The sequence below is a fragment of the Acinetobacter sp. AS5 genome, from assembly GCF_048957595.1.
Lineage (GTDB): Bacteria > Pseudomonadota > Gammaproteobacteria > Pseudomonadales > Moraxellaceae > Acinetobacter.
The window spans coordinates 1-26,639 of sequence record NZ_JARDAL010000014.1 but is presented as its reverse complement, the minus strand read 5'-3'; the positions used below and the strand labels follow the sequence as shown (position 1 = coordinate 26,639).

General features: G+C 43.5%; 23 protein-coding genes, 1 tRNA gene and 1 pseudogene. 7 read left to right on the top strand and 18 right to left on the bottom strand.

Annotated features, from left to right (window positions below; translation table 11 throughout):
• Window positions 1–72 precede the first annotated feature (72 nt).
• Both PV763_RS05915 and PV763_RS05910 read left to right on the top strand, forming a co-directional pair.
• On the top strand, window positions 73–1,590 hold the full coding sequence (locus PV763_RS05915; RefSeq protein ID WP_219308196.1) for an acetyl-CoA hydrolase/transferase family protein: 1,518 nt from the start codon (window positions 73–75) through the stop codon (window positions 1,588–1,590).
• A 234-nt stretch (window positions 1,591–1,824) separates the two neighbouring features.
• Window positions 1,825–2,517 (top strand): DsbA family oxidoreductase, encoded by a 693-nt coding sequence (locus PV763_RS05910; RefSeq protein ID WP_420937485.1) that lies wholly within the window; start codon window positions 1,825–1,827, stop codon window positions 2,515–2,517.
• Window positions 2,518–2,582: 65 nt separating this feature from the next.
• Here the strand turns inward: PV763_RS05910 and PV763_RS05905 are convergent, their stop codons facing one another.
• Window positions 2,583–2,783: a dodecin family protein gene (locus PV763_RS05905; protein ID WP_420937484.1), complete on the bottom strand. Its 201-nt coding sequence runs from the start codon at window positions 2,781–2,783 to the stop codon at window positions 2,583–2,585.
• Between the two features lie 410 nt (window positions 2,784–3,193).
• On the opposite strand from PV763_RS05905, the gene PV763_RS05900 reads away from it, so the two are divergent.
• From PV763_RS05900 to PV763_RS05885, 4 genes are all read left to right on the top strand, one after another.
• Window positions 3,194–3,361 carry a hypothetical protein gene (locus PV763_RS05900; protein ID WP_005245837.1) on the top strand — a complete coding sequence of 56 codons (168 nt, stop codon included), beginning with the start codon at window positions 3,194–3,196 and terminating at the stop codon, window positions 3,359–3,361.
• Window positions 3,362–3,605: 244 nt separating this feature from the next.
• A complete protein-coding gene (locus PV763_RS05895; protein ID WP_004647321.1) occupies window positions 3,606–3,785 on the top strand; it encodes a hypothetical protein in 180 nt (59 codons plus the stop codon).
• Between the two features lie 10 nt (window positions 3,786–3,795).
• Window positions 3,796–5,196, top strand: coding sequence for a hypothetical protein (locus PV763_RS05890; protein WP_420937483.1), 1,401 nt, complete (start codon window positions 3,796–3,798; stop codon window positions 5,194–5,196).
• 92 nt (window positions 5,197–5,288) lie between these two features.
• Window positions 5,289–6,398, top strand: coding sequence for a hypothetical protein (locus tag PV763_RS05885; RefSeq protein ID WP_005102854.1), 1,110 nt, complete (start codon window positions 5,289–5,291; stop codon window positions 6,396–6,398).
• 81 nt (window positions 6,399–6,479) lie between these two features.
• Here the strand turns inward: PV763_RS05885 and PV763_RS05880 are convergent, their stop codons facing one another.
• The 6 genes from PV763_RS05880 to PV763_RS05855 all read right to left on the bottom strand — a co-directional run bounded on the left by PV763_RS05880 (window position 6,480) and on the right by PV763_RS05855 (window position 12,810).
• Complete coding sequence (locus PV763_RS05880; RefSeq protein WP_005102851.1) at window positions 6,480–6,743, bottom strand: hypothetical protein; 264 nt, start codon at window positions 6,741–6,743, stop codon at window positions 6,480–6,482.
• A 194-nt stretch (window positions 6,744–6,937) separates the two neighbouring features.
• Window positions 6,938–8,857: a molecular chaperone HtpG gene (gene htpG, locus PV763_RS05875; protein WP_005102849.1), complete on the bottom strand. Its 1,920-nt coding sequence runs from the start codon at window positions 8,855–8,857 to the stop codon at window positions 6,938–6,940.
• Between the two features lie 163 nt (window positions 8,858–9,020).
• Complete coding sequence (locus tag PV763_RS05870; RefSeq protein ID WP_004278601.1) at window positions 9,021–9,365, bottom strand: lysozyme inhibitor LprI family protein; 345 nt, start codon at window positions 9,363–9,365, stop codon at window positions 9,021–9,023.
• A gap of 176 nt (window positions 9,366–9,541) precedes the next feature.
• Complete coding sequence (locus tag PV763_RS05865; RefSeq protein WP_005108067.1) at window positions 9,542–10,132, bottom strand: OmpW/AlkL family protein; 591 nt, start codon at window positions 10,130–10,132, stop codon at window positions 9,542–9,544.
• Between the two features lie 331 nt (window positions 10,133–10,463).
• On the bottom strand, window positions 10,464–11,828 hold the full coding sequence (locus PV763_RS05860) for a Na+/H+ antiporter family protein (RefSeq protein ID WP_004278603.1): 1,365 nt from the start codon (window positions 11,826–11,828) through the stop codon (window positions 10,464–10,466).
• Window positions 11,829–11,928: 100 nt separating this feature from the next.
• Entirely contained in the window at window positions 11,929–12,810 is an 882-nt protein-coding gene (locus PV763_RS05855; protein WP_005250467.1) for an alpha/beta fold hydrolase, read from the bottom strand.
• Between the two features lie 117 nt (window positions 12,811–12,927).
• Between PV763_RS05855 and PV763_RS05850 the strand changes: the two genes are divergently transcribed.
• Window positions 12,928–13,422, top strand: a complete 495-nt coding sequence (locus PV763_RS05850; protein ID WP_201771462.1) for a DUF4442 domain-containing protein — start codon at window positions 12,928–12,930, stop codon at window positions 13,420–13,422.
• 57 nt (window positions 13,423–13,479) lie between these two features.
• On the opposite strand, the gene PV763_RS05845 is transcribed toward PV763_RS05850, so the two are convergent.
• From PV763_RS05845 to PV763_RS05795, 11 genes and pseudogenes are all read right to left on the bottom strand, one after another.
• The gene (locus PV763_RS05845) at window positions 13,480–13,845 is read right to left on the bottom strand and encodes a hypothetical protein (RefSeq protein WP_005108070.1); all 366 of its coding nucleotides are present in this window, start codon (window positions 13,843–13,845) and stop codon (window positions 13,480–13,482) included.
• Window positions 13,846–14,048: 203 nt separating this feature from the next.
• Window positions 14,049–18,239, bottom strand: a complete 4,191-nt coding sequence (gene rpoC / locus PV763_RS05840) for a DNA-directed RNA polymerase subunit beta' (protein WP_004278609.1) — start codon at window positions 18,237–18,239, stop codon at window positions 14,049–14,051.
• A 163-nt stretch (window positions 18,240–18,402) separates the two neighbouring features.
• Window positions 18,403–22,491 (bottom strand): DNA-directed RNA polymerase subunit beta, encoded by a 4,089-nt coding sequence (gene rpoB / locus PV763_RS05835; RefSeq protein WP_005102827.1) that lies wholly within the window; start codon window positions 22,489–22,491, stop codon window positions 18,403–18,405.
• A gap of 307 nt (window positions 22,492–22,798) precedes the next feature.
• Window positions 22,799–23,164, bottom strand: coding sequence for a 50S ribosomal protein L7/L12 (rplL, locus tag PV763_RS05830; protein ID WP_004278611.1), 366 nt, complete (start codon window positions 23,162–23,164; stop codon window positions 22,799–22,801).
• A gap of 48 nt (window positions 23,165–23,212) precedes the next feature.
• Window positions 23,213–23,719: a 50S ribosomal protein L10 gene (gene rplJ, locus PV763_RS05825; RefSeq protein WP_004278612.1), complete on the bottom strand. Its 507-nt coding sequence runs from the start codon at window positions 23,717–23,719 to the stop codon at window positions 23,213–23,215.
• Between the two features lie 324 nt (window positions 23,720–24,043).
• Window positions 24,044–24,739: a 50S ribosomal protein L1 gene (gene rplA / locus PV763_RS05820; protein ID WP_004278613.1), complete on the bottom strand. Its 696-nt coding sequence runs from the start codon at window positions 24,737–24,739 to the stop codon at window positions 24,044–24,046.
• A gap of 3 nt (window positions 24,740–24,742) precedes the next feature.
• Window positions 24,743–25,171: a 50S ribosomal protein L11 gene (gene rplK, locus PV763_RS05815; protein ID WP_004278614.1), complete on the bottom strand. Its 429-nt coding sequence runs from the start codon at window positions 25,169–25,171 to the stop codon at window positions 24,743–24,745.
• Window positions 25,172–25,290: 119 nt separating this feature from the next.
• The gene (nusG, locus tag PV763_RS05810) at window positions 25,291–25,824 is read right to left on the bottom strand and encodes a transcription termination/antitermination protein NusG (protein ID WP_004278615.1); all 534 of its coding nucleotides are present in this window, start codon (window positions 25,822–25,824) and stop codon (window positions 25,291–25,293) included.
• A gap of 7 nt (window positions 25,825–25,831) precedes the next feature.
• Entirely contained in the window at window positions 25,832–26,272 is a 441-nt protein-coding gene (secE, locus tag PV763_RS05805) for a preprotein translocase subunit SecE (protein WP_004278617.1), read from the bottom strand.
• Between the two features lie 74 nt (window positions 26,273–26,346).
• A tRNA-Trp gene (locus tag PV763_RS05800) sits at window positions 26,347–26,422 on the bottom strand.
• Between the two features lie 52 nt (window positions 26,423–26,474).
• Window positions 26,475–26,639, bottom strand: a pseudogene (locus PV763_RS05795) (elongation factor Tu); the annotation flags it as partial.

Below are 26,639 nucleotides of genomic sequence, written 5' to 3'. Positions count from 1 at the left end.
TAACACCTATGCACAATACATTTTTTGAGCGGTACAATCCGTATCATAGTTTAAGAATTAATGAGAGTTAAAATGTCTTTAGATCGTATCCGTTTAGCCTCCCTACACAACAAAGTCATCAGCCCTGAACAAGCGGCTGAATTCATCCAAGATGGCATGACTGTGGGCATGAGTGGCTTTACTCGCGCTGGTGAAGCGAAGGCGGTTCCTTTAGCTTTAGTTCAACAGGCAAAAGCAAACCCATTAAAGATCACGTTAATTACTGGTGCATCACTAGGGAACGATCTAGACAAACAACTGACTGAAGCTGGTGTATTGGCACGTCGTTTACCGTTCCAGGTAGACAATACTTTACGTAAAGCGATCAACAACGGCGAAGTGATGTTCATTGACCAGCACTTGTCTGAAACTGTTGAGCAAATGCGTAACCTGCAGTTGAAAAAACCAGACGTTGCGATCATCGAAGCCGTAGCAATTACTGAAGATGGCGGCATCATTCCAACAACATCTGTTGGTAACTCTGCAAGCTTTGCGATTTTTGCTGAAAAAGTGATTGTAGAAATCAATACGAATTTAAGCCCGGCATTTGAAGGCTTGCACGATATCTACATCCCGACGTATCGTCCAACGCGTCAAGCGATTCCATTGACTCAAGTTGATGAGCGTATTGGTACGCATGCGATCAATATCGATCCATCTAAAATTGTTGGTATCGTATTTAACAGCGAATTGCATGACTCTCCATCTACTGTAACTGCGCCAGATGATGAGACTCAAAGCATTGCCAACCATTTAATCGCTTTCTTTGAAAAAGAAGTGGCTGAAGAGCGTCTACCGAAAAACTTGGGACCTCTTCAAGCAGGGATCGGTTCAATTGCAAACGCCGTATTGACGGGTCTGAAAGATTCAAACTTCGAAGATTTGATCATGTACTCAGAAGTTCTGCAAGACTGTACGTTTGAATTGATCGATGCCGGTAAAATGAAGTTCGCTTCAGGTTCATCTATTACGCTTTCTGCGAAGTACGGCGAGAAAGTATTTAACAACCTTGAACAATACAAAGACAAACTGGTATTACGTCCACAGGAAATTTCAAACCATCCTGAACTGGTACGCCGTTTAGGTATTATCGGCATCAATACTGCACTTGAGTTTGATATTTACGGTAATGTGAACTCAACTCACGTCTGCGGTACCAAAATGATGAACGGTATTGGTGGTTCAGGTGACTTCGCACGTAATGCCCACTTGGCGATCTTCGTAACCAAATCAATCGCGAAAGGTGGCGACATCTCTTCTGTGGTACCGTTTGCTTCACATATCGACCATGCAGAACACGATGTAGATATCCTGGTAACTGAACAAGGTCTTGCGGATCTTCGTGGTTTGGCACCGCGTGAGCGTGCACGTGCAGTGATTGATAACTGTGCACACCCAATGTACCGCGATGCGTTGAATGATTACTTTGACCGTGCATGTGCAAAAGGCGGCCATACCCCTCATCTTCTTCGTGAAGCGCTGTCTTGGCACTCAAACTTCGAAGAAAATGGTCACATGCTTGCTGTTGAAGCTGCAGTAAAAACTGCCTAATTAACTGCATTCAAAAAAAACGCCCTACGGGGCGTTTTTTTTATGGCATTTTTATATTTTTTTGAATAGTCAGAACCGGATTCTTTTAAGGAAACCATTTACCTATTATCTACGTTTTATTCTTATCTTCATCCTGCCGATATGCTGTAGAAATGCACTTCTGATGCTCCAGGGCTTTAAATTCTGATTCTTCACCCTCATACTTGAATACAAGAGCAAAATTAGAGACATGACATGCGCGTAGATATCTGGTCAGATGTGGTTTGCCCCTTCTGCTATATTGGTAAAAAACGTTTAGAAGCTGCTGCACAAGAAGCAGGTATTGAGCTAGAAGTGCATTGGCACAGTTTCCAGCTCGATCCTGAAGCACCGGTTCGTCAGGAAGCGTCTAACTCTGAGCGTCTGGCGCAAAAATATGGCCGCACCGTGGCAGAAGTCGAAGAGATGCAGCGCAATATTGCTGAGATGGCTAAAGCTGAAGGCATTGAATTTAACTGGGAAGGTGCCAATTCAGGCAATACCTTTAATGCGCATCGCCTGATTCACCTGGCGCAAAGCAAAGGTCTGGGCAATGAAGCACAGGAAGCATTCTTCTATAGCTATATGACCCAAGGTCTGGCGATTGGAGAACGTGAAACGCTGGAAGATGTCGCAGCGCGTATCGGCCTGAATCCGGTCGAAGTCGATGATCTGTTGGATTCGGAAGAATATGCTGATTTCGTCAAATTCGATCAGGAAGTGGCACACGAACAACTCAAAGTAACCGGTGTGCCTTTCTTTGTTTTTGATCAACGTGTGGCATTGGCAGGCGCGCAGCCTAAAGAAGTTTTCTTGCAAGTATTTGAAAAAGCGCTCGATACATCAACCAATAGTCAGGCAGCACAGTGCTCAACAGAAACGTGTGACACCCCAGACCAAGCTAAATAAAACAACGTTCAATAAAAAACCCCATTTAAAATGGGGTTTTTTATTTGTTATTGAATGGCATTCGCTTAATCAACTAGGAAACTAATTTTTAAATTGACACGATATTCCGTGATTTTATTTTCTTTAATGACGACCTTCTGTTCATTGATCCAAGCACCTTGTACATTTTTGATCGTTTCTGTGACTTTTTGAATGCCCGTTTGAATCGCATCTTCAAAGCTTTTATTGCTGCTTGAATTGACTTCTACCACTTTTGCAATTGCCATAATAAAACTCTCAGGATGAAAATAAATGGAATTCCATCTTAGTCCATTCTTAGAAGATTGCAGCAGCCCGTAAACAAGCGATAGCAAAAACTTACATGGATTGAACAAAGCTCGAAATTTAGTTTTAAATTGGCAGATCAAAAACACATAACCTTTTATTTTAACACTCGATTAAGTCCAGATTTTCATCGCTAAAATAAAGTATAAAGCCCTGTAAAACCATAAAAATCAAACTAGAGTAAATATACTAATTTATTGTTTTGTAGAGTAATTTATCTAAAATTTACTATCTAAATTTGCCGAATCTATCATTTTCTATTAAGTCTTATTTGCTATTATTTCACTCGAATTAAGTTTAAATATTCTCCTCTGTTCAAGTCATTGAACACTCTGATATTAAAGGTCATCCTATGAATGCTCTTAAATTTGCTTTCGCAGCAACCGTTATGGCTTTTTCTGTTCAAGCGTCTGCACAAATGGCGCAAGTGGTTCATCTGCCAGACTTTCCAGCGACTAAAGCACCTGCTGAAACAGTAAATGCAGATGCTGCGACTGTAGCAACTGAAAAAACAGCTTAATGCAAAGCTGTTTTTCATTAAAACAGGCTGATTGATTCAGCCTGTTTTTTTGACCACATTCAGTGTGAAAGATGCACGACTCTAAAAAATATCGACTATTTCCTACTCTAATTTTTTCTATTGATTTTTATCACTTTTAATTAAAAAAATTCGTTTATAAAATACTCAAAATAGATCACTATTTTATGTGATCTCTGCTTATAATTGCAGCAATATAAATAGATCAATGATAAGAAAATTTTTTATGCATGAACTTCAGGCATTGGTACAAGGCAAAATTCCGCCTCAGTCGGTTTCTATTGATTATTTAATTGAAATGGCAGAAAGCTATACAGACTCAAATTCTGCTGAATACAGACTGGTCGAGCTAGCGGTCAACATCGTACTGGCACAAACCCTAGATAAAGCACTGAAACATCTCTAGAGATCAAACAATGAATGCTTTAGAAAAAGCACACTTAATTAAAGAATTACATGGACTGGCGCAGCAACTGGAGCATAAAGTCCTGCCTTTGTACGAAATTGCCCGTTCTAAAAAAAGAATACGCGATATTTTTAATCTGTGTGATGAGCCTATTTTCAAAACCCAGATTTCAGCATTTAAAGTTCGCACTCAGCCTGAACTTGTCGCCTACCAATTTTCTGCTAACACGTCTTATCATCTAAGCTTTCGTGGCTATTTCACCGAAATCTTGGCGCTGGAACAAGCATTGTATGCCCATCCGGATTCAGGCTGGGCAGTTTTACATCATCCTGAACGTGGCTGGCAAATTTGGCTGATTCCAGCTCCCCAATCTCCTGCCCTGCACAGCCAATGGGCTGAACTGCAACACTGTTATCTCTGGCTGTTGCAACAACAGCAGCGGTTTTCTTGTCTGAAACAGGGTCCCCCCTTGATCGTTCCTGCCTTATCCTTAACCGAAGCTGAAACCAGCTTAAAAGCTGTGGAAACAACCAAGTATCATCGGGGACGGCCGCGCGCGAGAATACATGCACTAGAATTAAATCGCTCAGATGAGTCAACCAATCAGATACTGACTGAACCCAAGGAACTAGGTCCTCGGCTCAAAGCTGAAACAACAATTCAGCAAGAACAAATCACAACCTCCGAATTGATTCAATTCCCTGTACAGATCCAACTGGGCAAACTAAACGCTCATGTACACCCTTTAGGTTTAGAAGAAACTAATATCCAGCGGCTCTGTGCTTTAGAACTAGAATCCGATGTCGAACAACACCCTGTTTATCTGGATATTGTCTTATATTATGCGGCAGAAGATAACTGGCAGGCACGTCAGGTTTATTTGGTTGAGCAATTGAATCTGCAAGGTCAGTTTGTTAAATATCTGATGCTCTTAGGGGTACCGAGTCAGTTGCAGGCTCACTATTGTATTCAACATTGGCTGAGCCATCATCAACATCAGGCTGCTGCGATTAAATCACTGGCGTGGTCTGTTATAAGCACCAGGTTCATGCAACTCGAGTTTTTTTCAACGGCTTACTTGCAGCAGGCTGAAACAGTCTGGACACAGCCAGATTACCATCCATTTATACCCGCACAGTCCATTCAAAAGCAGAAATTTATCTCGTTTAAAGAAGCTGCTGCGGATTTTTCTACCCCAGTGCTTTTGCTACAGGAACATCAAAAAATCCGAGTGATTCATGGTGAAAAACGCATCTCTCTCGCAGAGGATGAGCTGGCCTATCCATACATCTTGCTGCAACGCGACAAACAGCTAAATTGGCAGAATATTCACAATATTATTTTAACAATGCCACAACCCATTCGGGTATTAGAGCTTTATCGGGAAATTCAGGCTCAAATGATTGAATAATTGCTGTTATTTTGTAGCTTTAACTTGCTTTTTAAGGCCGTTTTTTAGAAAACTACAGCTGAATATAAGAATACAAGAGCAACAAATATCTCATGCAAATAAACAGGGTTACTCAAATTTTACTGCTCTCTCTGGGCTTAGGAATGAGTGGTAGCATGTCTTGGGCCAATTCAGTCACAACTGCTCCTGCCAGTCCAACGAATATAGAGCCAAGCCGATCAGGCTTGCTGGATCAGATTCCACGTTTGATCGATGCAACACCCACGGTTCTGCCGGAGCAATCAAATGTCGCCATTGTTCCATCCACGCTAGAGACAGAAAATTATTCATGGGCGGATCAAAAGCAGAAAGGCATCCGCGAATGGGCCGATCGTACTGCGCATAAAATTGATAACTGGTTTGGTGAAAGCGATCCGGATCAGCCAGCTGCAGCTACATTACGGATCATTCTAGATAATCGCTGGGATGAATATGAAGGCTATGAGATTAAGCCCCGAATCCGCGGCAAGATCAAGCTTCCGACCTTGGAACAAAAGCTGAGTGTGGTGTTTGGTGATGACAGTCTGGACAATGAATTAGACAGCAATGTCGCGATTACCAATGAAAATCCTGCCACTTCCGGAAATAAGCGTCTGGATACTAAACGTGCCCGTGAAGATAACAGCTCTTTTGCCTTACGTTGGTCTGAATGGTCAGATCGTATTCCTTTTGAAACCGATCTGGATCTGGGCTTACGTTCTGGAGATGATATTTACCTACGCGTCAAAGCCAGTAAAGATTGGACACTAGAAAATGACTACTCTTTTCATGCCGAACAGATTTATCGCTATGGTATTCAAAGCGAAAACTATTTACGGACCAACCTGGAACTGATTCATGCCCGTCCCAATCAGGCCTTTTTCTCTAATCAGCTCAGTCTGACTTATGCCGATGATCAAGACGATGATCTCACTTGGGACAACTACACCTTTAGGCAACATCAGTTTTTTCAAGACAACCGTTTTAGTTACGGCATTTATACCGGTGGTTATCTGAATGACAAGGATCTGCGTCTTAATCGCTGGGGCCCTTATGTGTCCTGGAGACAACCTTTTTTACGTGAATGGTTTTTTGTCCAGACTGACCTGAACTATTTGAATGATCATCGCGAGGATCGTGATCACTATGTTGGGGCTTTGGTACGTTTAGAAGCGTTATTTTAAACTGAATGATGGTAGAAAATATAAAAGCCCATCATTCATGGGCTTTTTTCAATATTACTGAGGCAATCAGCGCGGTAAGTATTAGCTGGTTTTATTCAAGATAATACGATCACTGCGTAGCACTCGTTTTTGCTGTAATGAAGGTTGCTCCATCACTGGCATATTGAAGCGAATACGATCGCTATGTTGCACACGTTGTAGTTTTGCTGCCTCTACTTTCGCAACTTTATAAAAACTGATTCGATCTGTGCGTACCATTTTTTCTGCAGCAGGTGCCGCTAGACTAACTTGGCTCATCGACATCAGGATTACAGCGCCCATACTGATCATCAGCTTAGATTTCATAACATTCTCTCTCCTTACTTAATGATCGTAATTATAAATCAAAAAACCAGTATTAATTTAAAATTCAGATTTAAAATCCGCAGGGATTTTTTTATCTTCACTATCGTTTTTCCAGATCATTTCTAGAAATGAAAAATGAAGCAGGCATAAAAAATCCCTCCGAAGAGGGATTTTCTCATTCAATATATCAGCACTTAAGCAAGCAGCAAACTATTAATGCGCTTGACATATTCAGCAGGATTTTCTGGTAATCCACCTTCTGCAATCACCGCTTGGTCGAAGATCACATTGGCCAGATCATCAAACTGCGCTGAGCCATCCAGTTTTTTCACCAACGGATGTCCCGGGTTAATTTCCAGAATCGGCTTGATATCTGGCACAGGTTGACCCGCATCTTTCAGCATACGAATCAGCTGTGGAGACAATTCACCTTCGCCAGTCACCAGACAAGCCGGAGAATCGACCAGACGCGTCGTCACCCGCACTTCTTTGGTCTTGTCTTTTAATGAATCCGTCAACTTATCCACCACCGGTTTAAACTGGGCTGCGGCTTCTTCAAGGGCTTTCTTCTCTTCTGCATCCTGAAGGTCACCTAAGTCAACCGCACCCTTAGACACGTTTTGCAAAGGCGTACCATCGAACTCATTCACGAAGTTCATCGCCCATTCATCCACGCGTTCGGTCATCAACAGAACTTCAATGCCTTTTTTCTTGAACAGTTCCAGTTGTGGTGAATTTTTCGCAGCATTCAGACTATCTGCAGTCACATAATAAATGGCTTTCTGCCCATCTTTCATACGTGCTTTATAGTCTGCCAATGATGTGCTGACTTCATCATTGGTCGACGTCGCATAACGCAGCAGTTTTAAGATACGTTCACGGTTACTGAAATCTTCGCCCAGACCTTCTTTCAATACTGAAGCAAATTCCTGATAGAAGGTCTTGAAATTTGCCTGATCTTTTTCATCTTCAGATTTAGCCAGATTATCCAAAATGGTCAGGATACGGCGGGTATTGCCTTCACGGATGGTTTTTACATCACGGCTTTCTTGCAGTAATTCACGGCTCACGTTCAATGGCAGATCGGCACTGTCCACCACACCTTGCACAAAGCGCAGGTAGTTTGGAATCAGGTTATCCGCATCATCCATAATGAACACACGTTTCACATACAGTTTGATACCCGCTTTGGATTCACGGGTGAAAATATCATGTGGCGCTTTACTTGGAATATATAATAACTGGGTATATTCAGTGCTGCCTTCAACCCGGTTATGCGCCCAAGCCAATGGCGCTGCGAAATCATGGCTCAAGTTCTTGTAGAACTCGACATACTGCTCTTCAGTGATTTCAGACTTGTTACGAGTCCATAATGCGCTGGCCGAGTTAATGACTTCCCACTCATCAGTTTTGACATACTGGCCGCCTTTAGAGGTTTCGCCTTCAGCCGCTTCTTCTTCCTGCCAGACTTCTTTTTGCATCTGGATTGGCAGGCTGATGTGGTCTGAATATTTATTGATAATCTGCTTCACTTTATAGCTTTGCAGATAATCCAGCGCATCGTCACGCAGATGCAGAATAATATCAGTACCACGTCCTTGTTTCGTGATCTGTTCAACTTCGAACTCACCGGTTCCTCCACTAATCCAGCGTACGCCTTCAGAGACATCTGTGCCGGCACGACGCGATTCTACCGTAATCTTGTCAGCCACAATAAAGCCGGAATAGAAACCGACACCAAACTGGCCAATCAATTGAGCATCGGCTTTTTGATCGCCGGTCAGTTTGGACATAAAGTCTTTGGTGCCTGATTTGGCAATAGTCCCTAAATTATCAATAGCTTCCTGCTCGCTTAAGCCAATCCCGTTGTCTGAAATGGTAATGGTTTTATTGTCTGCATCCAGACTGACACGAACGCGCAGATCAGGATCATTTTCATAAAATTCAGGATGGTTAATCCCTTCAAAACGTAATTTGTCACATGCATCTGAGGCATTCGAGATCAATTCGCGCAGGAAAATTTCAGGGTTTGAATAAAGCGAATGGGTCACGAGATGTAGTAACTGAGCCACTTCAGCCTGGAAACTATGTTTTTGTGCGCTAGACTCGCTCATTAATCACTCCTTTTATTTTAAATACAGGTCAATACTGTTGCCTATATGAATGGAGTGAGTTACTAAATTTTCAATAGCCAGTTGTATATTTTTTCTCAAGATATTTTATAAAGGATCGCTTGATCTGATCTGGCTTGCATTTGTAAAGGCTTAAGTTTAAGCCTTAATAAGGCCCAAGCTTATAAATACGTTGAAATTGCAGGTCTATTTGCTGCTGGCGCATATTATAGACTTGACTCAGACAGGACACAGATTCCTGACAGCGGTCACGAAACTGTAGCCATTTCACCTGATCGCGCTGGATCACCGAGCGGGTTCCCATAGGCACCATACGACGTAAAATATGATAGCTGGTACTCATCTTGACATCGGCATCATTGAGCAGGCGATGTTCACAAATCGCTTTCTCTGTCACGGTTTCAGCTTTCTGACAATCAAAACTTGCCGCATAGGTAGACCCTACCAGCAGGCTGAAGAAGATCACAATACCTTGGCTTAAAAACTTCATGCTGATCTTCCTTATTATTCAATTATTAAGTCGTATTCAATTAATATTTACTTTATTCATTTTAATATAGTTGAACATTGCCGATCTGCTCAATTTCAATAAGTTATAAATCGTTGTTATTTTGAAAAAAAAAGCCTCATTCAAGATGAGGCTTTTTTATTAAGCAAGACTAGAATTTAGAACTTGTAGCTATAACCGATCGTGTAAACCCAAGGATCAATATTCAAGTCGAATTTAGTATTATCAGCATCATCTAAAGTCACTTCAGGACTCAAATCTGCATAGCGCACGTCAGCAAATACTCCCCAGTTTTTGGCATCGGCTGGCTGATAATTAAAGCCAACCTGACCTGCCAAACCAAATTCCTCTTTCACATCTTTAGCCAGACCTTCTTCATCCCAAGCAATAAAAGCTGTGCCACCTACACCAATATATGGCGTAAAACGTGTTGCATTTTTAAAGTTATATTTAGCGGTAATTGTGGGTGGAAGATGCTTAATCTTGGCAATTTTCCCTAGACCCTGAGCAGAAATGTCGTGATTAAATGGCGTAGCTAATAAAAGTTCTGCAGAGATATTGTCATTAAAAAAGTATTCAACCGATGGCGTAAAACCATATTCTTGATCCGCTTCTACGACTAAACCTGGTGCAATTTCAGTGTCACTTGATGGTGCTAAAGAACTGGCACCAACTTTCACCTGCCATTGACCTGCCATCGCAGATGCAGAAAGACCCATTAATGCAATTAGAGCAGCTTGCTTTAACATTTTAAAATACCCCACAGGAAGAATAATTATTAAGAAAATAAATCTTAATTAATAATAAACACGAGGGAAAATAATATGCAATAAGGATTATAAAACTAATTTTAAATTATTATTTAAAATATTGATTTAAAAAGTTATTTATTTTAAATTTACTGAATTGGTTGGTTTTAAATACCAAGTATATTAATCAGATAAATATGGCTTTATTCAGAGTAAAATAATCAGGTTTATATTAATTTTTATTTAAACATATATTTTAAATACATCTTATTATTTATTTTAAATCCAGATGAATCTGCTCCAATAGATATCAGAGCAGATTGAAATTGACTTACAGAACCATGGCTGCAATCCAGCCAAAAATCATTAACGGAATATTAAAGTGAATGAAGGTTGGAATCACACTATCCTTCATATGATCATGCTGACCATCCATATTCAGACCAGAAGTTGGGCCTAAAGTTGAATCCGAAGCTGGAGAACCGGCATCACCCAAAGCTGCTGCAGTTCCGATAATCGCAATGGTCGCCGCAGGGCTAAAACCGAACTGGATACACAGCGGTACATAAATAATCGCTAGAATGGGAATGGTTGAGAAAGACGAACCAATGCCTAGGGTAATTAGCAAACCAATCAACAGCATCAGAAATGCGGCCAGTGCCTGACTATCACCAATCCAGTTCACTGATGCTTCAACCAAGGTTGGTACCTGATTAGTCGCTTCAATCACCGCGGCAAAGCCTTGTGCTGCAATCATGATAAAGCCAACCAGCGCCATCATGCGCATACCAGTAATGATCACATCATCGGCTTCTTTCCATTTGAAAATGCCGGCACAACTCAGGATCGCGACACCGACCAGACCGGCCAGAATCATCGAATCTGAATAAAGCTGTACCGCCAATGTGGCAATAACTGCAAGACCTGCCATCCAGATGGTAAATTTGGCAATCTGCGGTTTAACCTGCTCAGCCACACCCAATTCAGCAGAAATACTTTGCTGTTCCTGGACATGAATATCTTGATATTGACGTGGTTTGCGATAGCTAATAAAGATCGCCACCAATAAGCCTACAAACATCCCGAATACTGGAATTGCCATCGCAGATGGAATCTGGTCATAGCTAATTTCAAATCCGTATGGTTTACCAAAGGTATTGATGTTATGACCCAGAATGTCATTCAGGAAGATGGCACCAAAACCGACCGGAATCAGCATATAGGTGCCTACCAGACCAAAGGTCAGCAAACAGGCAATCAAACGACGGTCGAGCTTTAAGTGGTTAAATACAGCCAATAGTGGCGGAATCAGTACCGGAATAAAGGCAATATGCACGGGAATAACGTTCTGCGAGAACACGGCAGCAATGGCGACTGTGAAAAAGATCAGATATTTCACCCGGTTTTGCGCTTTAAAATCGGCCTCACCTTTTAAGGTACTGATCATTTTATAGGCTAGCAAATCCGGTAAACCCGAACGTGCCAGAGCCAAAGCAAATGCACCTAAAATACCATAAGCCAAGGCAATTTTAGCACCACCACCCAAGCCATTGTTAAACGCGTCCAAGGTTCCCTGCAGGCCTAGACCTGCCAATAAACCACCTGTAACAGCACCAATGACCAGGGCAAAAACCACAGGTACACGTGCCAACGAGAGTCCGAACATGACTCCAATAGCAGCAAGAATTGCGAACATAATGAATCGGAATAGAGAGAAAGCGGCTATTTTATCAGAAAATACGGATAAAAATTCCGCCACTTTTTTCTGGTCGGGTCATGTTTCGCGGAGTGGCCTGTCAATGAATGTCAGCAGATTTACGCTGAATAAACTCATCAATCAATTGAGCCACTTGCTCCGGTTGACTCAGGATCGCCCAGTGATTGGCAGCCAGTTCTACTTTCGAGAAATCATCCACCCATTTTGACATTTCATCAACCAGATCTGGCCCGACAAACTGGTCATATTTCAGCACAATCGCCTGTACCGGACAGATGGCGAAACGCTGCCGTGGTTGAGTCAAACGTGGCAAAAAATTGGCCCGATACAGGTTCACACCATATTTTCCATCTTTGACAATATGCGGGTTGAGTGGCAGATCATCCCGTCTTTCTATTTGCTGCACGATCTTGGCCCAACGCTGCGGATTAAAAAAATTCCAGGCCAATGGCGCCACTAAAGGCAACTGAAACATCGCGATATACCAAGACTTACTCATTTGCTTTAAGAATTTTGCTTTGTTTTGCTGGAACTGTTCACGCATCCAGAAAGCGGCATGATCCAGACATGGCCCAGACAAGGTGCTATAAGACAGAATTCGTCCTTTAAAGCGTGGACCGGTGACGGATTCCCAGGACTGAATTGAACCCCAGTCATGCGCGGCCAGATGAAAAGCACGATTCGGCAATATTTCGTTCACCACCTCTTCCAGATCCTGACTTAAACGGGCCAAGCGGTAATCGGAGATTTTTTTGGGAATACTGGACTCACCTGCACCACGGACATCATAAGTCACAACAAAGTAATCCTGACTCAAATGAGCAATGGCTGGCTCCCAAACTGCCTGATGATCGGGATAGCCGTGAACCAGCACCAATGCCGGTTGTTCGGATTGTCCATAAGTTTTGACACAAAGACGCTGCTGATCCGTGGTATCGACCCATTGCATGTGCATTTCCATCTTTTGATCCTGTTTTTGTTATTGACCACTTAGTTTATAAATCGGCATGATTGATCAATGCCAGCGCATTTTTGTTGCTCTAGTATGCATAATCACAGCCGCAAAAAGAATGTCAGTATGAGCCTATTCCAGAAAATTCAAAAACTGCCTCTGGTTTCAAAATTTATTCTGAACCGCTATGCCCCTTATCGTGGTGCAGGCATTGAAATTGATAAGATTGATTTTAATAATTATCACGTTCGGGTCAAAATGCCGCTGACCCGTAAGAACCAGAATATTGTCGGTGTGCATTTTGGTGGCAGCCTGTATTCAATGGTCGATCCCTTTTATATGTTATTGCTGATGCATCATTTGGGACCGAAATACCTGGTCTGGGATAAAGGCGCCAGCATTCAGTTTTTGGCACCGGGTCGCGGCACAGTGGTGGCGGACATTCGGATTTCTGCTGAAGAAATTGCCACGATTATCAATCTGGCAGCCGATAATGCGCCAGTGTATCGACATTATCAGCTGAATATTTATGATGAAGCCGGGGTCAGAATTGCCGAAGTAGAAAAAACAGTATATATCCGGCGTAAACAGAGCAAAGGGAAAATTAACTCTCCTAAATAAGATAAAAGCGCCACATTGGCGCTTTTAAATCTAGATGAATCTGAAGTGACTTTCGACTTAACGACGACGGTTATCCTGTTCAATCGCAGCACCGGCACCACCACCGATTGCGCCACCGATTGCAGCACCCGCATTACCACCGAAGATGCTTTTACCCACTGCGGAACCAACAGCACCACCTACACCACTATAGGTCGCATTACGGTTTGAACCGCCTTGGGATTTACTACCCACTGCAGCACCGGCACCACCACCTACAGCTGCACCAACGCCACCGCCGACTTTATTACCAACACCACCACCGACTGCACCACCAAGGGCCGCAGCACCGATCCGTTGCTCATTGGCAGACATACTTTCACAACCCGCCAACATAAAGGTGGAAAGAGTGGCAACTGCCATAACACCCATTAATTTTTTCATGACCTTGGCCTTCCTGTCTTGCTTTAATTAAGCTTATCTTCATTTTATGAAACTAAAATCTGTAGCGTGTTACTTCTCTCGGTATTCCTGCTGAGTTTTGTAAATATCAATGGATTATTCTTCTGTTCAAGATGTCCTATTTATAAATTTCAGATAAAAAAAAAGACGCCCGAAGGCGTCTCTTTTCTCAACTTTAACTCGAATTAGAATTCTTCGTTAAATGCTTGGCTTAGAGCTTGGTCTACATCAGAGAAGTCATTGTGCAGTTCAAATTCTGCAGCTTCTGCTTCTTGACGACGACGCTCCAGGTGGTAAGCCAAACCTGTACCCGCTGGGATCAGACGACCTACAACCACATTCTCTTTCAAACCGCGTAAATCATCTTCTTTACCTGTTACAGCCGCTTCAGTTAACACACGCGTGGTTTCCTGGAACGATGCAGCAGAGATGAACGAGTCAGTAGAAAGCGATGCTTTGGTAATACCCATCAATTGACGTTCAAACTTCGCAGGGAACTTGTTTTGTGCAAGAACTGCTTGGTTTTCTTGAACAACGCGGATGTAATCCACTTGTTCGCCTTTGATGAAGCTGGTATCGCCACCATCAGTGATATCAACTTTACGCAGCATTTGACGTACGATGACTTCAATATGCTTGTCGTTGATTTTTACACCTTGCAGACGGTATACGTCCTGAACTTCGTTCACGATGTAGTTTGTAAGCGCAACTTCGCCTTTCAAACGTAAGATATCGTGCGGGTTCTGTGGACCATCAGAAATAGTTTCACCACGGTTCACATGTTCGCCTTCGAACACGTTAATGGTACGCCATTTCGGAATCAGCTCTTCATAAATCTCAGAGCCATCATCCGGCGTAATCACCAGACGGTTCTTACCTTTGGTCTCTTTACCAAAGCTTACAACACCCGACACTTCTGCAAGGATTGCATGCTCTTTCGGCTTACGTGCTTCGAACAAGTCAGCTACACGCGGCAGACCACCGGTAATATCACGGGTACGTGAAGTTTCTTGTGGTACACGACCGATGACATCACCGACACCAATCGTTTCGCCATCGCGAACAGAAAGAATCGTATTCTGTGGCAGGAAGTAGAACTGTTCACCACCATCTACTGTGTCTAACACAACAGCAGGACGCAAATCTTTACCTGACGCAGGACGTGAAGTCACTGGCAAGATTTCGATGGTTGACATACCTGTTGCATCATCAGTTTTAGAAGTAACCGTCACGCCATCAGCAATCTGGCTGAAACGTACTTTACCAGCAACTTCTGTTACCAATGGATGTGTATGCGGATCCCAAGTCGCCACAATACCGCCTGCTTCTACAGCTTCGCCATCTTTCAGCAAGATAGACGCACCGTAAGGCAGTTTATAGCGCTCGCGCTCACGACCTAAATCATCCGCAATACCGATTTCACCTGAACGTGAAGTCGACACCAAATGACCTTTGGCATGTTGTACTGTTTTCACGTTGTGGAAACGTACTGTACCTTGGTTACGAACTTGTACACTGTTTGCAGCAGAAGTTCGGCTCGCAGCACCACCGACGTGGAAGGTACGCATTGTTAACTGTGTACCTGGCTCACCAATCGATTGAGCTGCCATTACACCAACAGACTCACCCGGGTTCACCTGGTGACCGCGTGCTAGGTCACGACCGTAACATTTCGCACATACACCGAAGGTAGACGCACAGTTCACGACTGAACGTACTTTAATTTCGTCGACACCTTGGCTTTCGATAAACGTTGCCAGTTTCTCGTCAATTAACGTATTACGTGGAAGCAGAACTTCGTCTGTACCTACACGTTTCACATCTTCAGCAACCACACGACCCAATACTCGTGCACCCAGGTTTTCGATGACATCGCCACCTTGAATGAACGGAGTCATTACCAGACCGTCATAAGTACCACAATCTGGCTCGGTAATAACCAAGTCCTGCGCAACGTCTACCAAACGACGAGTCAAGTAACCCGAGTTCGCAGTTTTCAGTGCTGTATCGGCCAAACCTTTACGCGCACCGTGTGTCGAGATGAAGTACTGAAGTACGGTCAAACCTTCACGGAAGTTCGCTTTAATTGGGGTTTCAATGATCGAGCCATCCGGCTTCGCCATCAAACCACGCATACCCGCCAACTGACGAATCTGAGCTGCCGAACCACGGGCACCCGAGTCAGACATCATGTAGATCGAGTTGAATGATTTTTGCTTCTCGTCTTCACCCTGTTTGTTCTTCACAGTAGTGAAAGACAAGTTGTCCATCATCGCTTTAGCAACCTGGTCATTGGTACGTGCCCAAATATCGACCACTTTGTTATAACGTTCGCCGGCAGTTACGAAACCTTGTTCGAACTGTTGTTCGATTTCACGAACTTCAGCTTCCGCTTTACCAATAATTGCTTGTTTTTGCGGTGGAATAACCATGTCTTCCATACCGACAGATACACCTGAACGCGTCGCCTGACGGAAGCCCAAGTACATCAATTGGTCAGCGAAGATAACAGTATCTTTCAGACCCAATTTACGGTAGCAAGAGTTAATTAACTTCGAGATGTTTTTCTTGGTCATCTCAACGTTAATTTGCTGGAAATCCATCCCTTCAGGTACAACTTCCCAAAGCAGGCAGCGACCAGGCGTCGTATCTACAATAATGGTTTGCTGTTCACGGTTACCGTCTTCGTCGATGACAGTCTGGTGTACACGTGCTTTAACGCGAGCGTGTAGATCAACCTGACCTGTTGCCAGTGCACGGTTTACTTCGTGAGTATCCGCGAACACCATGCCTTCACCTTTGGCATTGATTGCATCACGCGTGATGTAATACAAGCCCAAGACAACGTCCTGAGACGGTACGATGATTGGCTCACCATTCGCTGGAGACAAGATGTTATTCGTCGACATCATTAACGCACGAGCTTCAAGCTGAGCTTCAAGTGTTAATGGTACGTGTACCGCCATTTGGTCACCATCGAAGTCGGCGTTAAACGCAGCACATACGAGTGGGTGTAGACGGATCGCTTTACCTTCGATCAGGATCGGTTCAAATGCTTGAAGACCCAGACGGTGAAGTGTTGGCGCACGGTTCAACATTACTGGATGTTGACGAATCACGTGAGCAAGAACGTCCCAAACTTCTGGGGTTTCACGCTCAACCATTTTCTTCGCAGCTTTAATGGTAGTTGCTTGACCAGAAGCTTGTAGTTTCGCGAAAATGAATGGCTTGAACAGTTCAAGTGCCATTTTCTTCGGAAGACCACATTGATGCAAACGCAGGTTTGGACCAACAGTAATTACCGAACGACCAGAGTAGTCAACACGCTTACCAAGTAAGTTTTGACGGAAACGACCTTGCTTACCTTTGATCATGTCTGCCAAAGATTTAAGCGGACGCTTGTTCGAACCGGTAATTGCACGACCACGACGACCGTTATCCAGCAATGCATCTACAGACTCTTGTAACATACGTTTTTCGTTACGTACGATGATGTCTGGCGCTGCAAGGTCAAGAAGACGCTTCAAACGGTTGTTACGGTTGATCACACGACGATAAAGATCGTTCAGGTCAGAAGTCGCGAAACGACCACCTTCAAGTGGTACAAGCGGACGTAGATCTGGTGGAAGAACTGGAAGTACAGTTAACACCATCCATTCTGGCTTGTTGTTCGAATCGTTGAATGCTTCCATCAACTTCAAACGCTTAGACGCTTTTTTCAGCTTGGTTTCTGAAGTTGTAACAGGAATTTCTTCACGAAGACGCGCAATTTCAGCTTCAAGATCGATGTCTTTCAACAAGTCTTGAACCGCTTCAGCACCCATTTTCGCTGTGAATTCATCACCGTGTTCTTCTAATGCATTGAAGTATTCTTCATCGTTTAGAAGCTGGTATTTCTCAAATGGAGTCATACCCGGATCGGTCACTACATAAGATTCGAAATACAATACACGTTCAATATCACGTAGCGTCATGTCTAATAATAGACCGATACGGCTAGGCAATGATTTCAAGAACCAGATGTGTGCAACTGGAGATGCTAGCTCGATGTGACCCATACGTTCACGACGAACTTTCGCAGTTGTTACTTCAACGCCACATTTTTCACAAATGACGCCTTTGTATTTCATACGCTTGTATTTACCACACAAGCATTCGTAATCTTTCACTGGACCAAAGATTTTGGCACAGAACAAACCATCACGTTCAGGCTTGAACGTACGATAGTTAATGGTTTCTGGCTTTTTAACTTCACCGTGAGACCATGACTTAATCATTTCTGGTGACGCAAGACCAATACGGATGCGGTCAAACTCTACTGGAGCATGACCGTCTGAATCCGTCTTTTTGCGCATGATATCGAGCAAGTCTTTCAATTTTTTTCTCCGTGTGTTGTGGAGATTTTCACTCAACAACTGGGTCACAAATATTGTTTTTTAACTGAATTGGGAATCCCAAGAATCCCCCTCAATCCCCCTTTGTTAAGGGGGGAAGCCCCTCTTTATCAAAGAGGGGTTTGGGGAGATTTAATGGAGATTCTTAGTCACCATTTTTCAGTTCAATGTTGATACCTAAAGAACGGATCTCTTTGGTCAATACGTTGAACGATTCAGGCATGCCCGGGTCCATATAATGGTTGCCATCTACAATGTTCTTGTAGATACGGGTACGGCCTTCAACGTCATCCGATTTCACAGTCAGCATTTCTTGTAGCGTATATGCTGCACCGTAAGCTTCTAGTGCCCAGACTTCCATCTCACCGAAACGCTGACCACCGAATTGTGCTTTACCACCAAGCGGCTGTTGCGTAACTAGAGAGTAAGAACCAGTTGAACGCGCATGCATCTTGTCATCCACCAAGTGGTTCAGTTTCAGCATGTACATGTAACCAACAGTTACCGGACGGTCGAAACGCTCACCAGTACGACCATCATATAATACGGTCTGACCAGTACTAGACAGGCCTGCAAGTTGTAACAACTCTTTGATCTGACCTTCTTCAGCACCATCGAATACAGGAGTAGCCAAAGGTACACCAGCACGCAAGTTGCCAGAAAGTTTCAAGATTTCTTCATCAGTCAAGCTATCAAGATCTTCTTGCTCGCCACCAACTTTGTTGTAAATCTTGTCTAGGAAATCACGAAGCTCAAGTACAGTACGTTGCTCTTTCATCATCTTGTCGATTTGATCGCCAAGACCTTTCGCCGCCATACCCAAGTGAGTTTCAAGAATCTGACCCACGTTCATACGCGATGGTACGCCCAGCGGGTTCAATACGATATCAACAGGTACACCGTTGGCATCATGTGGCATGTCTTCTACTGGCAAGATGTTTGATACAACACCTTTGTTACCGTGACGACCCGCCATCTTATCACCAGGCTGGATGCGACGTTTCACAGCAAGATAAACTTTAACTACTTTCAATACGCCAGTCGTCAGTTCATCGCCTGTAGAAAGTTTGCGTTTTTTCTCAGCAAATTTCTCATCAATTTCGAAGCTCTTCTCTTTCAAGAACACTTGAATTTGAGTTAAACGTTCAGCAATTGCTTCGTCAACTGGTTGAATTTCAAGAAGATCAACAAGCTCTAAACCAGACAACACGTCTTCAGACAGTTTGTCGCCACGTTTAGTTGTACCGCCACCATTCGACTCTTGGCCATTCAGTAGGCGGATTACACGTTCACGTGCAGCTTCTTCGAAGATTTTGAATTCTTCTTTCAAGTCTTTACGGTATGCATCCAATTGCGCTTTTTCAATTGCTTGAGCACGTTCGTCTTTTTCAAGACCGTCACGTGTAAACACTTGAACGTCAATCACAGTACCTTTAGTACCTGATGGAACACGTAAAGATGAGTCTTTTACGTCAGCCGCTTTTTCACCGAAGATTGCACGTAGCAATTTTTCTTCCGGAGTAAGCTGTGTTTCACCTTTAGGGGTTACTTTACCAACAAGGATATCGCCAGCAGTTACTTCAGCACCGATGTAAACGATACCTGACTCGTCCAGTTTAGACAGAGCAGCTTCACCTACGTTCGGAATATCAGCAGTGATTTCTTCCGCACCCAGTTTGGTATCACGTGCAACACATGACAATTCCTGGATATGAATAGACGTTAAACGGTCTTCTTGAAGTACACGTTCAGAAAGTAAGATCGAGTCTTCGTAGTTGTAACCATTCCAGGTCATAAACGCAACGCGCATGTTTTGACCCAATGCCAGCTCACCGCCATCTGTTGATGGACCATCAGCCAGTACATCACCACGACCTACTTTATCGCCCAGGTTCACAAGAACTTTCTGGTTGATACAAGTGTTCTGGTTCGAACGGGTGTATTTGATCAGGTTGTAGATATCTACACCTGCTTCACCTGCGATCATTTCGTCTTCATTCACACGAATAACCACACGAGACGCATCAACAAACTCGATACGACCACCACGCTGAGCGATCACACATACACCTGAGTCATGTGCTACGTTCGCTTCCATACCGGTACCAACAAGCGGCTTGTCAGCGATCAACGTCGGAACTGCCTGACGTTGCATGTTCGAACCCATTAATGCACGGTTGGCATCATCGTGTTCTAGGAATGGAATCAGTGACGCTGCTACAGATACGACCTGCTGAGCAGATACATCCATATGCGTTACTTTTTCAGGAGGAATACGTACGAAGTCACCTTGATGACGAACAGATACAAACTCTTCTGTTAAGTTACCGTCTTTATCCATTGCAGAATCGGCCTGTGCAATGACAGTGCCTACTTCTTCAATCGCAGACAGGTATTCAACTTCATCTGTTACACGACCATCAACAACCTTACGGTATGGGGTTTCCAGGAAACCGAAGTTATTACATTTCGCATAAACAGAAAGCGAGTTGATCAAACCAATGTTTGGACCTTCCGGTGTTTCAATTGGACATACACGACCGTAGTGAGTTTGATGTACGTCACGTACTTCAAAGCCTGCACGTTCACGCGTCAAACCGCCGGGACCAAGCGCAGAAACACGACGTTTGTGCGTAATCTCAGATAACGGGTTGTTTTGGTCCATAAACTGAGACAACTGGCTTGAACCAAAGAATTCTTTGATTGCAGCAGCAACAGGCTTCGCATTGATCAAATCTTGTGGAGACAGGTTGTCAGTTTCAGCTTGTGATAAACGCTCTTTAACAGCACGTTCTACACGAACCAGACCTACACGGAATTGGTTTTCTGTCATTTCACCAACAGAACGAACACGACGGTTACCCAAGTGATCGATATCGTCGACTTCACCTTTACCGTTACGGATTTCAACTAATGTTTTTAATACATCAGTGATATCTTCGTTCGAGAGAATGCCTTCAACTTCACGTGATTTCTGGTCTGTACCCACTTCGTAAGGACGACCCAAACGACGGTTGAACTTCATACGACCCACTGGAGACAAGTCATAACGTTCAGAAGAGAAGAACAAGTTGTTGAATAAGTTTTCAGCAGCTTCTTTTGTTGGTGGTTCGCCCGGACGCATCACTTTGTAGATTTCTACCAATGCTTCTTCACGATTGCTCGTTGTATCTGCACGTAGAGAATCTGCAACGAATGAACCGCGGTCGATATCATTAGTGAACAGAATATTGAACTGTTTCACGCCGCCTTCTGCAATTTTCACCATGATTTCATGGCTTAATACAGTATTGGCTGCAATCACATCACCATCTTTTAATGGGATGTCTTCAGCAGTGATACGCTCATATAGGTACTCATCTGGCACTGCAAGTTTTTCAAGACCTGAAGCTTCCATTTGACGTACATGACGCGCATTGATACGTTTACCTTGCTCAACAATTGCCTTGCCATCCTTGTCCAGGATGTCAAACTGTGCCATTTCGCCACGCAGACGTTCAGGCACCAGGTCGATCTGGTAGCTACCCATGTCAAGATACACAGGTACTTTCTCGTAGAACATGTCGAGAATGTTTTCGTTGCTATAACCCAAGGCACGAAGCACCACAGTCGCAAGCAATTTACGACGACGGTCAATACGTACATAGACGAGGTCTTTGGCATCGAATTCAAAGTCTAACCATGAACCACGGTAAGGAATGATACGCGCTGAATAAAGGACTTTACCACTTGAGTGAGTCTTGCCTTTATCGTGGTCAAAGAATACGCCTGGTGAACGGTGTAATTGTGACACGATCACACGCTCGGTACCGTTAATTACAAAGGTACCGTTATCCGTCATTAATGGCATTTCGCCCATATAGACTTCTTGTTCACGTACGTCTTTAATTGACTTCGTTTCACGATCTTTCAAGATCAAACGAATTTTTACACGCATTGGTGCTGCATAAGTTGAGCCACGAAGGATACATTCGCGTACATCAAACTCAGGCTTACCAAGACTATACTCAACAAATTCTAAAGCAGCATTGCCAGAATAACTTTCAATAGGAAAAACTGAACGAAATGCGGCTTGGAGACCGATATCTTCGCGGTTTTTTGGTGATTTGCCATCTTGTAAGAATGTTCTGTACGAGTCGACTTGAATCGCGAGCAAGTACGGAGCATCCATGACGCTAGGCAATTTACCAAAATTCTTACGGATCCGTTTCTTTTCGGTATATGAGTATGCCATCTGGAGTCCTCGGAAAGTGTAAACCAAGCCCGCCTGCAGAACGGGCTCAGAAGGAATTACGCTGGCCGATATGGCCACCACTCTTTACAAATGCTGCAATTTTTAGTGGTATTAAAACGCTTATCAATATTTTTTAATGAAAAATATTGGTAAACGTTTGTTCATTATGTTTATTTTCAATTTGTATGATTTTTATATCATGCAAACAAAAATCGAGCCGATTATTGTAACGCAAAAAGGCTGATGACCCAAGAGCCATCAGCCAATTTTTGGAGCCGATTATAAAAAAACCGGCTCCCTTAAGAAATTACTTAAGAGTAACTGTAGCACCAGCTTCTTCAAGTTTCTTCTTAAGCTCTTCGCCTTCTTCTTTAGAAACGCCTTCTTTAAGAACTGCAGGAGCGCCTTCAACCATGTCTTTAGCTTCTTTCAAGCCAAGGCCAGTCGCTTCACGAACTGCTTTAATTACAGCAACTTTGTTCGCGCCGAAAGAAGTCAATTCAACATTGAATTCAGTTTGTTCTTCAGCAGCAGCAGCAGCAGGGCCAGCAGCAACAGCTACAGCAGCAGCAGATACATTGAATTTCTCTTCGAAAGCAGAGATAAGTTCAACAAGTTCAAGAACAGTTTTTTCAGCAACTGCGTTTAGGATTTCTTCGTTTGTTAAAGCCATGAGATTAACTCCAAATGGGTATTGAATGATGTGTGTTTAAGTTTGAGCTTAAGCAGCTTCTGACTCGTTTTTCTCTTGAAGCGCTGTAAGTAAGCGGCCCAATTTCGAAATAGGAGCTTGAAGAACGTTTGCAAGCATAGTAAGCGCTTTCTCTTGGTTCGGAAGATTCGCGATTACGCTAACTTCTGCACCTTGATAAAGTTTGCCATCAAATGCAGCAGCTTTAAGTTCAAATGCTTTATTAGTTTTAGCGAATTCTTCGAACAAACGTGCAGCAGCACCCATGTCGTCTTCAGAATTCGAGAAAGCTAAGATTGTTGGGCCAACAAGGTTGTCGTTCAAGATATTGAATTGAGTATCTTGAAGAGCACGTTTAGCCAAAGTGTTACGAACGATACGTGTAGTAACACCAAGTTTACGCGCTTCAACACGTAGAGTAGTTAACTGCTCTACAGTCAAACCTTGATAGTCAGCAACAACAGCAGCAAATGCAGTAGAAGCAACTTCAGCAACTTCAGCTACGATCTGTTTTTTGCCTTCGATAAGAAGAGCCATTGTAAAACCTCCTAACGGTGATTTATGTACTTACGCGAAGTACACTCCCAATTCGCAAGACCATCACTGGACTCACACGCGGAGGATGAACAAATCACACCACCGCGTCTACGCAGGCTGGGCTATTAAGAGAGAAGCACAAAACTCCCCTCGCCCGCGGTCTTTGACGCTGATAAATTTTCATTTATCAATTCAAAGTTTGCCTAAATTATCCCCTCTCCTTTTAGGAGATGGCTAGGGAGAGGTTTAACCCTCTTCCCGACCTTCTCCCAGAGGGAGAAGGAGACATCTTCAGGGCTTTAAAATTCTGTAATAAGTCGAGACTTATTTAGAAACGTTTGCTACATCAACGATCAAACCAGGGCCCATAGTTGAGCTCAAAGTGATCTTTTGAATGTATACGCCTTTAGACGTAGCAGGTTTCAAACGCTTCAAGTCAGCAACAAGTGCTTCAACGTTTTGACGAACAGCAGCAGCTTCAAAACCTACTTGACCGATCGCAGCATGGATAATACCAGCTTTATCTACGCGGTAACGTGCTTGACCAGCTTTTGCATTTTTAACTGCAGTAGCAACGTCAGGAGTTACAGTACCCACTTTAGGGTTTGGCATTAAGCCACGTGGACCAAGGATCGTACCAAGTTTACCTACAACGCGCATTGCATCTGGAGCAGCAATTACTACGTCAAAGTCAAGGTTACCCGCTTGGATGCTTTCAGCAAGATCGTCGAAACCAACAACGTCTGCACCTTCAGCTTTAGCAGCTTCAGCAGCAGCGCCTTGAGCGAATACAGCTACACGTACAGTTTTACCAGTACCTGCAGGAAGTGTAGTCGCGCCACGAACAACCTGGTCAGATTTACGAGGATCAACACCTAGGTTTACCGCGATATCTAGAGATTCTTTGAATTTAGGAGCTGGAAGGCTCTCTAAAACTGCAACAGCTTCTTCTAGCGTGTAAACTTTGTGTGCTTCTACAGCAGCTACAATCGCTTTTTGACGTTTAGTTAATTTAGCCATGTCTTAAAGCTCCACTTCCAAGCCCATAGAACGCGCAGAACCAGCAATGGTACGTACACGTGCGTCTAAATCAGCACCAGTCAAATCTGGTTCTTTAGTAGTCGCGATTTCTTCGATTTGAGCACGAGTCAACTTACCAACTTTAGTTTTGTTAGGTACAGCTGAACCCTTCTGGATACCAGCAGCTTTCTTAAGAAGAACAGCAGCAGGTGGAGTTTTCATGATGAATGTGAACGACTTGTCGTTGTACACAGTGATCACGACTGGAATTGGCAGACCAGCTTCAACTTTTTGTGTAGCAGCATTGAATTCTTTACAGAATGCCATGATGTTCACACCACGTTGACCTAGTGCAGGACCAATCGGTGGAGATGGATTCGCTTTACCAGCTGGAACTTGCAGCTTGATATAGCCGTCAATCTTCTTAGCCATTTCAAATTACCTCTGGGTGCAAACGCCGGTGAAGGCTCCCCAATGATTTCAAGTAACGATACCGTTACAACAACAATGCCTGACTTATAAATAAGTCAGGCGTTTTCAACCCATACAAATTAGACTGATTTTTCGACTTGACGAAATTCCAATTCAACTTGAGTTGGTCGGTTAAATACATTAATGGTCAGCGTTAAACGCGACTTTTCGTACTGAACTTCTTCCACCACACCTTTAAAGTCGGTGAATGGCCCGTCAACCACGAGTAATTCTTCGCCTGGTTCAAACATCGTCTTAGGACGAGGTGCTTCGCCAGTATTGCGTACACGCGCAAGAATCGCATCTGCTTCTTTTTGCGTAATCGGTGCCGGTTTTTCAGCCGTACCACCAATAAAACCTAAAACTTTTGGACATTCTTTAACAATGTGCCAAGTATCATCGTTCATTTCCATTTCGACTAGGACATAGCCAGGAAAGAACTTACGCTCTGATTTACGCTTCTTGCCATCCTTCATTTCTACCACTTCTTCGGTAGGAACAAGGACTTCACCAAAGCTATCGGCAACAGCGCTACGCTGGATTCGATCATTAAGCGAACGCATCACTTGTTTTTCATAACCTGAATAGGCATGAATAATGTACCAACGTTTCATAGCTCTCTTACCCGATAATAAACTTCATTAACCAGCCTAAAATATAGTCAAAACACCACAATAAGATGGATGCAATTACGACTACAACAAGAACTTGCCAAGATGTGGACATCGTCTCTTGCTTGGTAGGCCAGGTCACTCGACGCAACTCAATTCGTGCATCTTTCAGCAGACGAATAAAGCCTTTGCCTTGATGGGTGGCGTATAATAAACCGAATGCTGCAACGATACAAGCCAAAATCACCCCAACGCGCACCCAAATATCATTCGCAGGTGCCCAGTACGCTGGTAAATATTGGTTTACCATCATTGCACCAACCAATAAAATCAAGGCGATAACCCATAGAACCATGTCTAATGGAGAACCAGAACTTACATCTACTGCAGGATTATTTCTTTGAGGAATTGCCGCTTCGCCTAATGCGTCGCGTGATTTTTCATTCGACATTTTTGTACTCGTCGTAGGTTTCGCGACTTATTATATGACCAATTTTGCCGACATCAAGCGTCTTTTTAGAAACTTGGCAGGTCAGGAGGGACTCGAACCCCCAACATTCGGTTTTGGAGACCGACGCTCTACCAATTGAACTACTGACCTGCAAAACAACAAGTTGGAGCCTAAGCTCCAACCTGCTTGTCTTATTCTATGATTATGCAGTTACTTTAGCAACTACACCAGCACCCACTGTACGACCGCCTTCACGGATCGCAAAACGTAGACCTGGGTCCATTGCGATTGGGTGGATTAGCTCTACTGACATCTCAACGTTGTCACCAGGCATAACCATTTCCACGCCTTCTTTAAGCGCGATCGC